The 14080-nt window shown below is 49.5% G+C and carries 14 protein-coding genes; 10 read left to right on the forward strand and 4 right to left on the reverse strand.

The features are described from left to right. The first annotated feature begins 17 nt into the window (after positions 1-17). Entirely contained in the window at positions 18-812 is a 795-nt protein-coding gene (locus AC6R03_RS10010) for a sterol desaturase family protein (RefSeq protein WP_500631101.1), read from the forward strand. Positions 813-840: 28 nt separating this feature from the next. On the opposite strand, the gene AC6R03_RS10015 is transcribed toward AC6R03_RS10010, so the two are convergent. Continuing rightward, complete coding sequence (locus AC6R03_RS10015; protein WP_500631102.1) at positions 841-2892, reverse strand: methyl-accepting chemotaxis protein; 2052 nt, start codon at positions 2890-2892, stop codon at positions 841-843. Between the two features lie 129 nt (positions 2893-3021). Between AC6R03_RS10015 and AC6R03_RS10020 the strand changes: the two genes are divergently transcribed. Further along, the gene (locus AC6R03_RS10020) at positions 3022-3486 is read left to right on the forward strand and encodes a C40 family peptidase (RefSeq protein WP_500631173.1); all 465 of its coding nucleotides are present in this window, start codon (positions 3022-3024) and stop codon (positions 3484-3486) included. A 108-nt stretch (positions 3487-3594) separates the two neighbouring features. On the opposite strand, the gene AC6R03_RS10025 is transcribed toward AC6R03_RS10020, so the two are convergent. After that, on the reverse strand, positions 3595-3939 hold the full coding sequence (locus AC6R03_RS10025) for a DUF3802 family protein (RefSeq protein WP_334555320.1): 345 nt from the start codon (positions 3937-3939) through the stop codon (positions 3595-3597). A gap of 265 nt (positions 3940-4204) precedes the next feature. Between AC6R03_RS10025 and AC6R03_RS10030 the strand changes: the two genes are divergently transcribed. Together AC6R03_RS10030 and AC6R03_RS10035 are read left to right on the forward strand one after the other, a co-directional pair. Further along, a complete protein-coding gene (locus AC6R03_RS10030; protein WP_500629807.1) occupies positions 4205-5071 on the forward strand; it encodes a fructosamine kinase family protein in 867 nt (288 codons plus the stop codon). A 210-nt stretch (positions 5072-5281) separates the two neighbouring features. Continuing rightward, entirely contained in the window at positions 5282-5485 is a 204-nt protein-coding gene (locus AC6R03_RS10035; protein WP_500631103.1) for a CPXCG motif-containing cysteine-rich protein, read from the forward strand. 76 nt (positions 5486-5561) lie between these two features. Here the strand turns inward: AC6R03_RS10035 and AC6R03_RS10040 are convergent, their stop codons facing one another. After that, a complete protein-coding gene (locus AC6R03_RS10040) occupies positions 5562-6170 on the reverse strand; it encodes a riboflavin synthase subunit alpha (RefSeq protein ID WP_500631104.1) in 609 nt (202 codons plus the stop codon). Positions 6171-6289: 119 nt separating this feature from the next. Here AC6R03_RS10040 and AC6R03_RS10045 point away from each other — a divergent pair, with 119 nt between their 5' ends. Further along, positions 6290-7702: an MATE family efflux transporter gene (locus tag AC6R03_RS10045; protein ID WP_500631174.1), complete on the forward strand. Its 1413-nt coding sequence runs from the start codon at positions 6290-6292 to the stop codon at positions 7700-7702. A 212-nt stretch (positions 7703-7914) separates the two neighbouring features. Continuing rightward, positions 7915-8895, forward strand: a complete 981-nt coding sequence (locus tag AC6R03_RS10050) for a DUF3080 domain-containing protein (protein ID WP_500631105.1) — start codon at positions 7915-7917, stop codon at positions 8893-8895. 24 nt (positions 8896-8919) lie between these two features. Here AC6R03_RS10050 and AC6R03_RS10055 read toward each other — a convergent pair whose 3' ends face one another. After that, on the reverse strand, positions 8920-9771 hold the full coding sequence (locus AC6R03_RS10055) for a DNA ligase (protein ID WP_500631106.1): 852 nt from the start codon (positions 9769-9771) through the stop codon (positions 8920-8922). Between the two features lie 285 nt (positions 9772-10056). Here AC6R03_RS10055 and AC6R03_RS10060 point away from each other — a divergent pair, with 285 nt between their 5' ends. The 4 genes from AC6R03_RS10060 to AC6R03_RS10075 are packed head-to-tail and all read left to right on the forward strand — an operon-like array spanning position 10057 to position 14019. Continuing rightward, on the forward strand, positions 10057-10377 hold the full coding sequence (locus AC6R03_RS10060; RefSeq protein ID WP_334555314.1) for an STAS domain-containing protein: 321 nt from the start codon (positions 10057-10059) through the stop codon (positions 10375-10377). A gap of 48 nt (positions 10378-10425) precedes the next feature. Next, complete coding sequence (locus AC6R03_RS10065; protein WP_500631107.1) at positions 10426-11253, forward strand: OmpA family protein; 828 nt, start codon at positions 10426-10428, stop codon at positions 11251-11253. After that, positions 11240-13327 (forward strand): SLBB domain-containing protein, encoded by a 2088-nt coding sequence (locus tag AC6R03_RS10070; protein ID WP_500631108.1) that lies wholly within the window; start codon positions 11240-11242, stop codon positions 13325-13327. Before AC6R03_RS10065 ends, AC6R03_RS10070 begins: the two co-directional genes overlap by 14 nt. Next, positions 13327-14019, forward strand: a complete 693-nt coding sequence (locus tag AC6R03_RS10075) for a P-loop NTPase family protein (protein WP_500631109.1) — start codon at positions 13327-13329, stop codon at positions 14017-14019. Before AC6R03_RS10070 ends, AC6R03_RS10075 begins: the two co-directional genes overlap by 1 nt. Positions 14020-14080: the final 61 nt, after the last annotated feature.

Consider the following 14080-nt stretch of genomic DNA (forward strand, 5'->3'; position numbering starts at 1 on the left):
AAGATGTAGAGGATGCCATGCAAGACCCACAATTTATTCGACTCAGCGTATTTATCGGTGTACTGCTCGCGTGTGGGCTGTGGGAGTGGTGTGTGCCGCGTAAAACCTTGACCCAGAGTAAAGCGGTGCGTTGGCTAAATAACCTCACGCTTGTGGCGTTTAACTCTGTCGCCCTTAGCCTTTTGCTGCCAACCCTCGCTTTTGGCGTTGCTTTGTACGCGCTCGAGTATCAATTTGGCGTCATGCATTGGCTGGAGGTGCCTGCTTGGCTCAATGTTGCCCTATCTGTGTTACTGCTCGATTTAGCCATTTATATTCAGCACCGCCTGTTTCATCGCATCCCTTTGCTGTGGCGATTGCACCGCATGCATCACGCGGATCAAGACATCGATGTCACCACCGGGGCGAGATTTCATCCGCTAGAAATTTTCCTTTCGATGCTGATTAAAATGGCCTTGGTGTTGGGTCTGGGGGTGTCCCCGATTGCTGTAGTGGTGTTTGAAGTGCTACTCAATGCAAGTGCGATGTTTAATCATAGCAACGCCAAGCTGCGTCTTGATTGGGACCGAAAGCTGCGTCACTTCATCGTCACACCAGACATGCATCGCGTGCATCATTCAGTCATCCCCCGTGAGACCCACTCCAACTTTGGCTTCTTTCTTTCAATATGGGATAGAGGGTTTGGCACTTATATCGACCAGCCCGCTTTGGGCCACGATGAAGTGAAGATCGGTTTACCGATCTTCAACCTAGCACGCGAGCAGTGGCTGGATAAAATGCTGTCTCAGCCCTTTCGCCGCCCCAAAGCCTAACTATCGATATTTCTTTCGCTTATTTTTCTCAGGACAAGCGGTACTTATGCAGCATTGTCTGCTGTTGGCCCGCAATGTCTGCCACTTGCTCTGAGCTTTCAACCATCGATTCCAGCTGCAATTTAGTCTGTTGACCCTGATCGGAGACCTGAGTAATGGATTGACTCACATCAGCGGTGGCGCGTTCTTGCTCTTCAGTGGCGACCGTGATCTGCTCGACGCGCAATTTGATTTGGTTAACCGCTTGTTCGATGTCAGCAAAGGTGTGTTTCACCGTTTCGCTCGATGCCAATGCGTGGGTCATTTCCGCTCTAGTATCAGCAACGGCTTGGCGCGACTTCTCCGCCGCAGAGACCAACTCACCCATACGCTGGCTAATTTGCGTGGTTTGCTTAGAAGTATCGCTAGCCAGTTTCCTCACTTCATCTGCGACGACCGCAAAGCCTCGCCCTTGCTCACCTGCCCTTGCCGCTTCTATCGCAGCATTGAGAGCCAGCAAATTGGTGTTTTCTGCAATTCCAGCGATCATATCCACCATTTCACGGATCTGTTTGACGCGGTTATCTAACTCGACCATCGAAGACTCGTTCAGGTTTAATGTCTGTTCTAGTGATTGCAATCTGGCTTGATTATCGACAATAGCGTTGACGCCTTGACTTGAAAACTGCGCTGCAGCTTGAGACTCGCCGTAAGATTCATTGGTCACCTGCGCGATTTCACGAATCGATGCCTCTAGTTGGGTCACCGTGGTCACCATGCTCGCCAACGCTTCGTTTTGCTGAGTCAAACTTTGATTGGATTGCTCCGCGGCGTTGTGACTGATTTCAGCGGTTTGATACAAGGTTTCGCAGTTCCGTGTCACAGTCGAAATAGACTCATTGGTTGACGCAACGACTTGATTGAGCTTCCGGGCGATCTCTTTAAATTCAAACGGCCCGACTGAACTAATCGATTGAGAAAAGTCATGCTCTGTGAGTGTGGTGAGGCTAGCGAGAATGTTCTTCAAGCCGCGACTGGTCCAGCTGCGCAGTGCCAACCAAGAGACTACCACCAATGTCACTAAGAGGGCGCTACTTAACAACATGGTCGAGACAATCTGACTCATCGCCGTGTTGACGACCGCCTGGCTATCGTTCATTAGCCCCTCGGATGTGTCTGAGAGCTGATTCAAAAGAGTGACGGTTTGATTCGCCAATACCGCCGCTTTTGCTACGTTCGCTCTTTGCGTATCCGCGAGTTCAAGTTTGTCTAGGATCTGTTGTAAGACCCCAGCGTCTTCAAACCCCGCTAAAACCATCTCATACGGCGCGATCAAGCTGGCAAACTCAACCACATCCGGGTGCCACTCAGCGAAGTCATCGTACGCTAAGGTGATGCCGGCGATCCGGTTGCGCATCTCTTTGTATTCGTCCATGGCCTGATCCAAGTTGTCTTGCATCATCAATACCAGAAAAGTGCTCTCCATTGAGCTGGCACTGGCAATAAATCGGTTCGCCGCATCACTTGATTCTGGGTTGTCTATCGCCAAAAACGAGCTTATTCGGTTCATTTCAGGACCGATTGAACTCAATCCATAACGAAAACCGCTGACGTCTGTGTTGATCTGCGCTTGACGCTGAAGAAGGGCTGCTTGTGTTGCGAGAATTTGTCGCGTCAACTGACTCAGTTGATCAATATTGTCCGCCAGCGCTGTTTGATCTTCAGTGGAAATGGCTTGATCAAACTCGTTGGCAATAGTGAACACATCTTGCGCATATTGGTGTGATTGGCTAATGCGCTGTTCAACCTGCTCTTGAATCTGCGTCAACTCCGTTTGACTCTCGACTTGTGTGCCATAGCTCAGTTGCTTGAGCTGGTCTAAAATGGTTTGTGTTAACTTAGCGTTTGTCATCGCTAATGGCAGCGCTTGGTTTGATAAGCGGTGAAATTGTGCGTCCACTCTCTCTAAGCCTTTCACACTGGTGACAGACTGGACGATCACCAGTATGGTGATGGAGAGAAACACCGCACTGATGGTTTGAATCAGTGATAACGATTTACGATGTTTGGCGTGCGCAGTCGCGGGTTTGTTTTGAGTCATAGTTTGGAACCGACGTCATACAAAAGTTTAGATGCGCGTAGTGTATGACGTGATTATGACAACCACGTGTCAGGAGTGAATGTGAAGAAAGTCGTAAGGATACCCAGCAGCACAATAGCGACAACACTGATGTCGCTCACGCTTTTCGCCTGCAGCAGTTCGCCACAGCGCTCGGCGCAGGCACCGCTTAACCAGCCGTTAAGCGCACACGAACAAACCGTTAATCAGTCATTTATGCAAGTTTATGAGCAGTGGAAGGGGGTGCCCTATCGTTTAGGCGGCAGCTCATACTCTGGTATTGATTGCTCGGCGTTTGTGCAGATAGCCTATCGCGACGCGCTTGAATTGAGCCTTCCGCGTACAACCAAAGCTCAGGTAAAACTCGGCGCACAAATAGACTACCAAGACGCTCAAGTCGGTGATTTGGCGTTTTTCAAAACCTCGTGGAATGTGCGTCATGTGGGAGTTTATGTGGGCAACAAGCGATTCATGCACGCCTCGACGTCCAAAGGCGTAATCATTTCTCGCTTGGATAATCCATATTGGGCCTCGAAGTTCTGGCACTTTAGGCGCATCGAGACGCCGCCAGCGTAGGCATGGCGTCTAATGAGAACAATATAAACTGAACATTTCAAAACAACAAAACCGCCCTATTTGGGCGGTTTTGTTTATTGTCGCTACCGACAGGCTCGAATCACAGCGTTAGTCGTATTTGGCGACAGCGCTATCGAACAGGTTTTTCAACAGAGCAATAAACTCATCAAGGAAGGTAATTTGCTCATTGGTCGCCGGTTTGGTCCACACGCCCGCCAACACTTCACCCAAATCTTCAACAACAGAATCGGCTTCTTTGAGTAACTTGAAACGGACACTGGAGTGGAGTTCAGGATTTTGCTCAAAAATGGCCATTATGTTACTTGCCACCATATCGGTCACCACGTCTTCCACGCTCTCTGTTCCGGTGTCACCATCAGCCGCTGTGAAAATATCAATATTAAGTGCTAAATGTTCAATTAATGCTAAGTAACCATCTGTGTCAACGACCACAATCCACCCTCTTACTTATGTCGTTCCATACAGTAGTAATACTAAGTCATTTTTTTACCCTTTCACAACCAATTCAGGCTAAGAATCCATGCTTATGTTGATTTTTTGCACCAAGCTGGAATTCACTGTTCGATTAGAGCACGGTCACACTTTCGTTAATCGTACGTTTAAAGTCTCGAAATGATTGAAATTTTTGCACTAGAAACCAGTAATTATGCGTCAACTCTTCTAAACTGGATTTATAGCAACGAGTTGAGGGCAGATTATGTGGCAAGCGATCTCTAAGCACCTTTCCGATACCCTTATGTTCAATTTCGAGATCCTCGAAAAAACACGCATCAGCGGCGGCGATATCAGTGATTGCTATATGATCTCTGATGGCGAGCAACGTTATTTCGTCAAAGTGAACACACGTGAATTTTTGCCTAAGTTCGAAATTGAAGCGGAAAACATCCGTATTATGCGTGAGAGCAATACCGTGTTTGTCCCAGAGTTGATCGCCGTCGGCAAAAGCAAGACTCACGCCTTTATTATCCTCAACTATCTGCCGACTAAGCCGCTCGACGATGCCGAAAACAGCTACAAGTTTGGTCAGCAACTGGCACGTTTGCATCAGTGGGGTGAACAAAAAGAGTATGGCTTTGATGTCGATAACTATATTGGCGCGACCTTACAACCCAATCCGTGGACGAAAAAATGGAACCACTTTTTTGCAGAGCAGCGTATCGGTTGGCAACTGCAACTGATGAAAGAGAAAGGGATTAATTTGGTCGATATTGATGAATTTACCCAAGTCATCCGCGACCGCTTAGCCAATCACCACCCTAGCCCTTCGCTACTTCATGGTGATTTGTGGCATGGTAACGCATCGCTCTCTGTGTTTGGTCCGATTTGCTACGATCCGGCATGCTATTGGGGTGATCACGAGTGCGATATTGCCATGACTGAGTTGTTTGAGGGATTTCAGCCTGAGTTTTACCAAGGTTATGAAAGTATTTTACCGCTCGATCTTGGTTATTCCGAGCGTAAAGAGATCTACAACCTCTACCACCTCTTAAATCACTACAACCAATTTGGCGGGCACTATCTCGAGCAAGCACAAAAAAGCATCAACACGATTCTCAGCTACTGATCTTGACTAATCTCTACGCCTCGACGTTACGTGTAGAGAAGATACGTTAAATCTAACCAAAAGGCCGCGTAGATAAACTCTGCGCGGCCTACTTCTTTGGTGGGATTTTTCCTTAGTAGGTCAAATTTTTTACTTAATTCACGTCAAACAGCAACAAGTCAGCGTATGCTTTATTCATCGCCAAGGCGGTTTTGTTGCAAGGAGTCTGTTATGCGTGAATACACCGAAAAACGTATCTCTTGCCCTCATTGCGGGCACCATATTGCCATTACGCCGGACGCGTCCAATGGCAGTCAAAACTTTTATGATGACTGCCCTGCCTGTTGTCACACGATTCATCTCAATATGATGGTCGACGAGTTGCACGATACGGTTGAGCTCCAAGTCGACGCCGATGATGAACAGATTTTTTAACGCTCGAGCCTAAAGCACAGCACGGATTGAACGCAACGAGCGCTCAGGGCTGGTCATCCACGCTCGCCTAACTAGGTTAGGTGCGACTTGCCAATACGCGCTCGACGGTATCCACAATCGCTTGGGTTTGCGGATCAAACTCAACATTGATGGCATCACCCGCTTTGCGCTGACCAAACAAGGTACGCTGCATCGTTTCCGGGATCAGGTGCACCGAAAAGCGCAAATCTTTAACCTCACCAATGGTCAGCGAACAACCGTCTAGACCAATGTAGCCTTTGGCTAATACGTATTTGAGCCACTCTTCAGGCAACTCAAACCAGATAGTGCGATTGTTAGGTGTATCAATGATCTCGACGATCTTGGCCACTGCACTGATGTGACCCGACATCGAATGACCGCCAATTTCATCGCCAAACTTGGCCGCCCGTTCGATATTGATTTGATCGCCCTCGTTCAACTCACCAAGATTGGTCAAACGCAGCGTCGCCTGCATCAAATCGAAACTGATGTTTGCGCCGTCGATGTGTGTGACCGTCAAGCAGCAGCCGTTATGCGCGACCGATGCGCCGATAGCCAGTCCTTCTCGCATCGTCTCTGAAAGCGCAATCACATGAGTTTGAAAGTTCTCTCTTTTTTCAATGGATACAACTTGCGCTGTTCCTTGTACAATTCCCGTAAACATAATCACTTCCACCTGTTTTGTCGGGCTCACCTTGCTCTGTGTGCAAGATAAGACAGTATTGATACGTATTTTGATGGCGCTTAGTGTGACACTTCTTTATCATCGCGCACAAGCGTACTATTCACTTCTATTATAATAACGACCGTAAGTTGGAGATTTCCGTGCAACGTTATCAATCAGAGGCCAAAGCCCTCATCAAGTTGGCCACACCTGTCTTGATCGCCTCCGTCGCTCAAACCGGAATGGGATTCGTCGATACCGTGATGGCCGGGGCTGTCAGTGCCACCGATATGGCGGCGGTGTCGATTGCCGCCAGTATCTGGTTGCCGACTATTTTGTTTGGTATCGGTTTGCTTATGGCATTGGTGCCGGTTGTCGCGCAGCTCAATGGCTCTGGTCGTCAGCAAAAGATCCCATTTGAAATTCATCAAGGCATCATTATGGCGCTGCTACTCAGCGTGCCGACCGTGATCGTGTTGCTGCAAACACAAACGATTTTAGGCCTGATGGATGTAGAGCCCGTGATGGCGGCCAAGACCATCGGTTATATGGATGCGGTGATGCTTGCAGTTCCGGCCTTTTTGCTGTTTCAAACCTTGCGCAGTTTTACCGATGGCATGTCCTTAACCAAACCCGCGATGGTGATTGGCTTTCTCGGGCTTTTACTGAATATCCCTCTCAACTGGATATTTGTCTTTGGTAAATTTGGCGCCCCGGCGTTGGGCGGCGTTGGGTGTGGCGTTGCCACCGCGATTGTCTATTGGGTCATGTTTGCCATGTTGCTTTTCTACGTCGTGACCTCGAAACGCTTAGCGCATATCAACGTCTTTGGTCAGTGGTGTGCACCCAAGCTGGCTGCTCAAGTCCGCTTGTTAAAACTTGGCTTTCCCGTCGCTGCCGCGATGTTTTTTGAAGTCACACTGTTCGCGGTCGTCGCGCTGTTGGTTGCCCCACTTGGGCCCTTGGTCGTCGCCGCTCACCAAGTAGCGATCAACTTTAGTTCGCTGGTCTTTATGTTGCCCATGAGCATTGGCGCTGCGACCAGTATTCGCGTGGGTCATAAGCTGGGTGAAGAGAGTGTGGATGGCGCCGCAGTGGCTTCTCGTGTCGGGATTATTGTTTCAGTGACACTGTCACTAGCCACAGCCGTCCTCACTGTCGTCTTTCGTGAACAGATCGCACTGCTCTACACTCACAACCGTGCGGTGATCGATCTTGCTTTGCAACTGCTGCTGCTAGCGGCGATTTACCAAGTGACTGACGCGATTCAAGTGGTCGCTGCCGGTGCGCTGCGTGGCTATAAAGACATGTCTGCGATTTTTAACCGTACCTTTATCGCCTACTGGGTATTAGGGCTACCCACCGGTTACATTCTCGCGATGACCGATTGGATTACCGACCCCATGGGCGCACACGGCTTTTGGATGGGATTCATTGTCGGTTTGTCCTCCGCTGCCTTGATGCTGGGTCTGCGCCTCAAGTGGATGCACCGCCAACCTGAACAGTTGCAGTTAGAGTTTGCATCGAAATAAGGACGTGTTTGCTCATCACCTGTATTCTTCTTAAGACCAGCTAGATGCTGGTCTTTTTGAACCATACTTGGCCTCATACGTAACAACTTATCAATCAAACCACCAGACAGTATTCCATGACTTCTCGCTATGATGTAAATGAAACAGCAAAGAACAATCGGAAGATGACCCTATCCCTCGGTCGTCATATCCGAAAACTCATAATGAGGTTGGTGGCGGTAGGATGGCTCGCGCTTTTATCAGGCTGCGAATTTGGCGAGCATTCTACCGGTGAACGATTTGACGACTATTTAAGCCGTGTTGCGAATGTTCAAGATAAACCCGCGCTGGAGCCGCCAGATGCGGTTTATTGGTCGTTCCCCGCGCAATCAGACATTCGAATCGACATCGCTGCCACAACCATTGGCTTGCTCGACAGCTATGAGTTAAGAAAATGTGGGCTCTTTAACCTGATCGCCGAAAAAAACTCCTCACTGGGCAAAGTGCAAGACGAGTTCGCCAATTTCGACTATCAAACAGAGTTGTTAAGAGGTATTCAACGCTGCATCAACGCTGAGTCTCTTTCTCCCGCGCTCGTATCGACGCTCTCGACACTCTTACCCAGCAAAGAGGCGCAACTCAGCAGCCATTGGTTTAACTTGCTCTACACCAGCGATGCGATGCGGCGCCAACTTCAAGTTCAAGATTGGCTTTCACCGAGTAATGGATTTCCTGATGAGCGTTTTGTCAGTGCGTTGCAAACCTTGGCAGGCATTTCCGAATTGATTGAACCACGCAGTGCGTGGCAATACGCCCATCCAATCCGACCTCATCAAGAGGTGCTGGACAAGCAACTGTGGTTGGGGAATCTCCTGTTTTCTCTGCAAAACAGTAGATTGTGGCTTGATACCATCACCAAGCAGTTACATCAGAATGATGATGTGATTGTGTGTGGCACCGGCCGTGACACCACTCGGTATCGCTATCTACGTAACGTATTCCAATCGGTTTATATAGAGAAAATACAACCCGAACTGAGCTATTACGATAAAATCTACTACGCGCTAGAAGCGCATCTCACTTTTCTCACTGACGTCCCCCTTGACCCGGCGTACCCTATTGACACGGCCTACCAAGCATATCGCCAAGCCACGCTGGAACACGTCAAGTATTGGCAGCAGCTTTTTGCGCGGTGTGGGGACTCTCCACGCTGATAGCTAGCTGGAAAGTGAGACCTCTTACTCTTGGTGGACGCGAATAAAACGCGCGAACTTGGGCACACCATTTTGAGTCAGTCCGTTGTAGCGAAAGGTAACGGTACTGCCAAGTGGTGGTGGATTGCGGCGCTGTTCATCGTTGAACCCGCTACCAATGTAAAACTCTATGCCGTTCGGCATCTTGACCAGCAGCGCGCCGAGCATGCCTTTGTATTTTCCCTTACCCACTTTATGACCAAGCACTTGCGCTTCGGTGTCTTGATATTTTTTCAGTTTGAGCAGGTCCGTGCTGCGACCAGCTTGGTAACGACTGGTGATTTTTCTTAGCATCACCCCTTCGCCGTTATCACTATCAATACTATCTAGGTAGCGTAGCAGCTCATCTTCATCGCCTATCGGCGTGTGTTCAACATAGCGGATGTGAGGCCGATCAATGGTTTCGACTAAGGCAATTAAGTTGTAATAGCGTTTTTGATAATTGCCTGCCGAGGTCGGCAAATCAAACAGCATAAAGTCGATCTGTTTCCACGCTGCGTCTTGAGGTGTGGTATCCATCACTGTCTGTTGCACGATGTGAAAGCGCCCTCGCCCTGCCCACAACTCGCCTTCCACTGGATAGTCCGGTAGTGACTGGGTAAACCACGCTGGCGCATGGATCGGATTGCCACTTCGAGTCAGCAAGGTATTGCCCGTCCACATCGCGCGAATCCCATCGAGCTTCTCACTTTTCCAATACGCCTCAACATCGACATTCGCATCATAACTGTTGGCGAGTGGCATTTGCAGCCAGGGATCCGCACCTGTGGGTTCACTCGCTTGGCTTGTCAGTGCCGTGACGATGGCTAAAGCCGTTAATGTGTAACGTAAATGCATAACATTCATCCATGTAAAAGCGTTACGCACATCATTGTTCAGCCTACAAGCTTATGCAACTGTGAACAAAATTCGTTCGAGCCACTTCATGTTGACCTAAACTTAGAACGTTATCAGTTGCAGTTGAATTGCTTGTCAAAATGACAAAAGCGAATTTCTCAAAATGAGAAAGTGACAGAAGATCAACTTAACTCATTAAAATATATAAGAAATAAAATTGGCACGCTCCATGCTCTACTACCGATAAGCCAAACACAACCCAACACACTTATCGAGGGAATGACCATGGAAATGCAAACTCTAGAACTCAACGCCAATACTATTTCACTGATTATTCACGGCAACATGGACGCAGAAGGCAGTCGCAGTGCGCAGCCTTACATTGACTCCATTATCGACGATCAAAACAAAACGGAGATCGAAGTTGACTTTAAAGACGTGCAGTTTCTCGACTCTTCAGGCATCGGCGCGCTGGTGTATTTGTACAAGCGTTTAGTCGAGCGTAACCGCCAAATGCGTATTGAAAATGTCAGCGGGCAGCCATTGGAAATTATGAATCTGCTGCGCATTAGCCAGGCGATTCCTGTGAATTCAAAGCTGCATTAATGTCGCACAACCCGAGCAATAAGACTCTAACTAAACAGGAGCGTCGGTATGGCAACCCAACTTCGTACTTTGGCGGTGATCGCCACCACAACCTTAATATTCGGGTGCAGCAGCTACCCAGATGAAGGTCAAGGTGGCTTGGCCGAGCAATATTTGCAATCGAGCTTTTCTCCAGTGATGCCAGATGAGCCACTTGGCCCAGAGCATGGGCTGAGGTTCGACTGGCAACTTGCCAAACTGCACCTTAATTCCCTGATTCGAGAAGGCGCTCGCTGGTGCTTTCCTGCGGCGGTGGTTCAAGCGGTTGAAAAACAGAATCGAATCGCACGTGAGCTTGAGGGCGGACTTTTGGTCGACGCCGCCAACGATTTGGTGATTCAGCGCAAACGTCTCAATGAACTTGAGCAGCGTTTAGATTATGTCACTGCTCAAGCGAACTGTGTGCCTCCTCAGGACGAACAGCAATTTCAGGAGCATTTGAGCACTGTGGATTCACTGTTCGATCTTCTCAACGTCGACAACCAATTCGCCCACAACTCTACAGAAATCAACCCCAAATACATGGGGCATCTCGCGCAAGCCGCGAACGTTCTGCGTACGCATCCAACCTTGACGCTGCGCGTGACCGGCCATGCCGATGCCGATGGTTCCAGCCAATACAATGAAACGCTCGCAATGGGCCGCGCGAAACAAGTTAAACGCTATTTAACCATTTTTGGCTTAGAGCCCAACCGAGTTCAAACTCAGTCGGTCGGTGACACCCTGCCCCTTTTCGAAGGCGATAGTGCTGGTGTCAAACTCACCAACCGCCGCGTAAGTGTCGAAGTACTTGACGCAGAAGAGGTGACGCAAGGAGGCCAGCATGGCATGGAGTAAATGGCTTATCGCCCTATGTCTCGCCTTTAGCGTTCAAGCTTGGGCGGTAGAGCGCGTGCAAGTTGGCGATCTCATTCAAGTCGACTTACCTGGAGAAGAGACGCTCAACAAAGGCTTCCAAGTGGACAAACGGGGACGAATCTCTCTGCCTGAAGTGGGCGCACTGTATGTGGCAGGCTACAACGAAGCGCAGCTCGAATCCGCGGTGCGACAATCGCTTGAGCGGGTGTTTCGCGATCTTTCCAACCTCACGGTGTTTATCGCTGAGCAACAGATCCTTGTCTCAGTACAAGGTTATGTCAATTCACCCGGCGAGTACACTCTGGCAAAAAGTGCCGATGTACAAATGGCCATTTTCGCAGCGGGCGGGCTACGCTCTGGCGCTCAGTTGAACAACATGTTGCTTAAGCGCGGCGCTGACAAACAGTCGTTTAATTACAAATCTTTTCTTGATACCGGCGATGAAAGTTTGCTGCCCGAACTGGCATCCCTAGACACCATTTTTGTCCCAGCATCTCCGCTGGTAGGTAACATAGAACAAGAGTTCGATGCCGCTAAGCTCGCCAATTCCGGTGACAGCGCCGACGGGCGCACCGCCATCAAGGTGTTTGGCGAAGTGAATGCACCGGGCTCGTTTAGCTACAAAGCACAAACGGATCTGGTTGATATTCTAATGCGTGCTGGCGGCGTGACTCGCTATGCCTCTGTTGAGCAGATCCGCGTCATCAGTGAAAACTCGCCGCAAAAATTTAATCTCAAAGCCTATCTTGATAGCGGCGACACCTCGCTGCTCCCTACGATCAATCCAGGCACGACCATTTTCGTACCCAAGCAAGAAGAAGAGATTCGTGCGGGGGCCAACGTGGTTTACATCATGGGCGAAGTGGCAAGTCCCGGCGCGTACGAAAGTAAAAACGGCGCCTCTTTTATGGATATTTTGGCCAATGCAGGCGGACCAACCCGCTTTGCCGAGTCTCGCCAGATCCGTCTCATCAAAGCCAATGGCGAAGTTGTCAAATTTGACCTAACGGCGTTTACAGAAGGTTTAAATCCGCAAGCCATGCCTGCCATTGAGTCTGGCGACGCCATTTTCGTACCGGAAAAAACCGACATGAATGAAAAGTCGTGGCTTAAAATAGCGCCTAACCGTGCGGTGAGCGTGATTGGTGAAGTAGTGAGACCCGGGCGCATCGAATGGTCAGATGAAATGGATTTGATGGACTTGCTTGCCCATGTCGGTGGCCCGACATTGCGCGCCGACACCTCAAAGATTGAAGTGGTGACCGCCGATGGAACGCTGCATAAATTTAACCTTGATACCTTCATTCTTGAAGGCGCGCCAAGTCAGGCTCTGCCTCGCATTAGCGCCGGTTCGATTGTGCGTGTACACGATCTTCCGCAAGATCCCAGTGACAACAAGTCGCAATGGGTGCGCCAGAGCTCCGATGCCTCTATCTATGTATTTGGCCAAGTCAACGCCCCCGGTCGCTACCGCTTTACTAAAGAGATGCATTTTCTTGATATTCTCTCCGCGGCTGACGGCCCAACCAAAGACGCCGATATTCACAACATTCGTGTCACCCACAGAGACAAACGCTACGCCAAAGTGAGCAAACTTAACCTTTCGCTTTACTTTGAGACGGGTGACGAAAGTCTGCTGCCCAATGTCACTATGGGTGACACCATTTATATCCCCGAGAAAGATAAAGTGTGGTTGGATGCGCCCAAAGAGTCCACCGTGCGCGTGCTTGGGGCGGTCAATAGCCCGGGTCGCTATGTGTTTGACGACAACATGACCATTCTTGACCTATTGGCTGAAGCCGGCGGCCCGTCAGACAGAGCCTATCTAGAAAAGATTTCCATCGTCAATATGTCCTGCTGTCAGGGGCAAGCAAGAACCTTTGACCTGGTTGATTTCAGTAAAACCGCCAATATCTACCAACTGCCTGTGTTGCGCGCGGGTGACACCATCTATGTGCCCGATCGCAATGAGAGCTTTCTCGAGAAAGCACGTGTGGGTTTAGAAGATATTCTGCGACTCACAACAACCATAGTATTGATAGGAGCGCTGTAATGACGATTCCTGCGACTCATGCTGAAATTGAGCAACTCTATCTCGCCGCTGAAATGCAAGGCTGTCGCTCTATCTGTATTACCTCGTGCAATTCAGGTGACGGCGTCACGTCTGTTGCAACAGCTTTGGCGGAGCGCTATCTGCTCTCCGGCCTCAAAACCTTGGTGGTGGATTTAAACACCTTCCACCCCTCGCTTATCCCGAGCCTATCAGCGATAGACAATCAAGATATGCCCGGCATGTTGCTTGAACACGAAGTGAGCCACAAGCTGTTTACTGGTGTGCCAGCCCCCACCACCACCGAGGCGCTGCTCGAGTATCGAGACCCGCGCTGCATGAAAACGCTCATGACACAATGGCTCAGCTGTTACGACCGCGTGGTGTGTGATACCTCGCCAATCTTACTGATTAACCGAGGGAATATTCCCGCGCAAGTGGCCGCCACCGCCTGCGATCAAACCGTGATTGTGGTGCTCGGTGGCAGCACCACCACCGGACAACTTGAGAAAGCGACACAACTGCTAAGCAACGAATCTATTTCGCTGCTTGGCAGCGTGTTTAATTTAAAAAATCAGCCGACACTCGCGCAAGAAATGGTGCGAGAGCTCAATCGCATTCCTTTCCTTACCCCAAAATTTCGCCGCTATCTGCAAAATAAACTCTTTAGCAACGAGCTGCTCAATCAGCATTGATTCATTCTCTGCTTGCTGAAAGCGCGATCGACGTAACTCTTTCGTTAAATTAAACCGCTGA

It is taken from the genome of Vibrio sp. R10-SG-ISO4 (assembly GCF_059834135.1).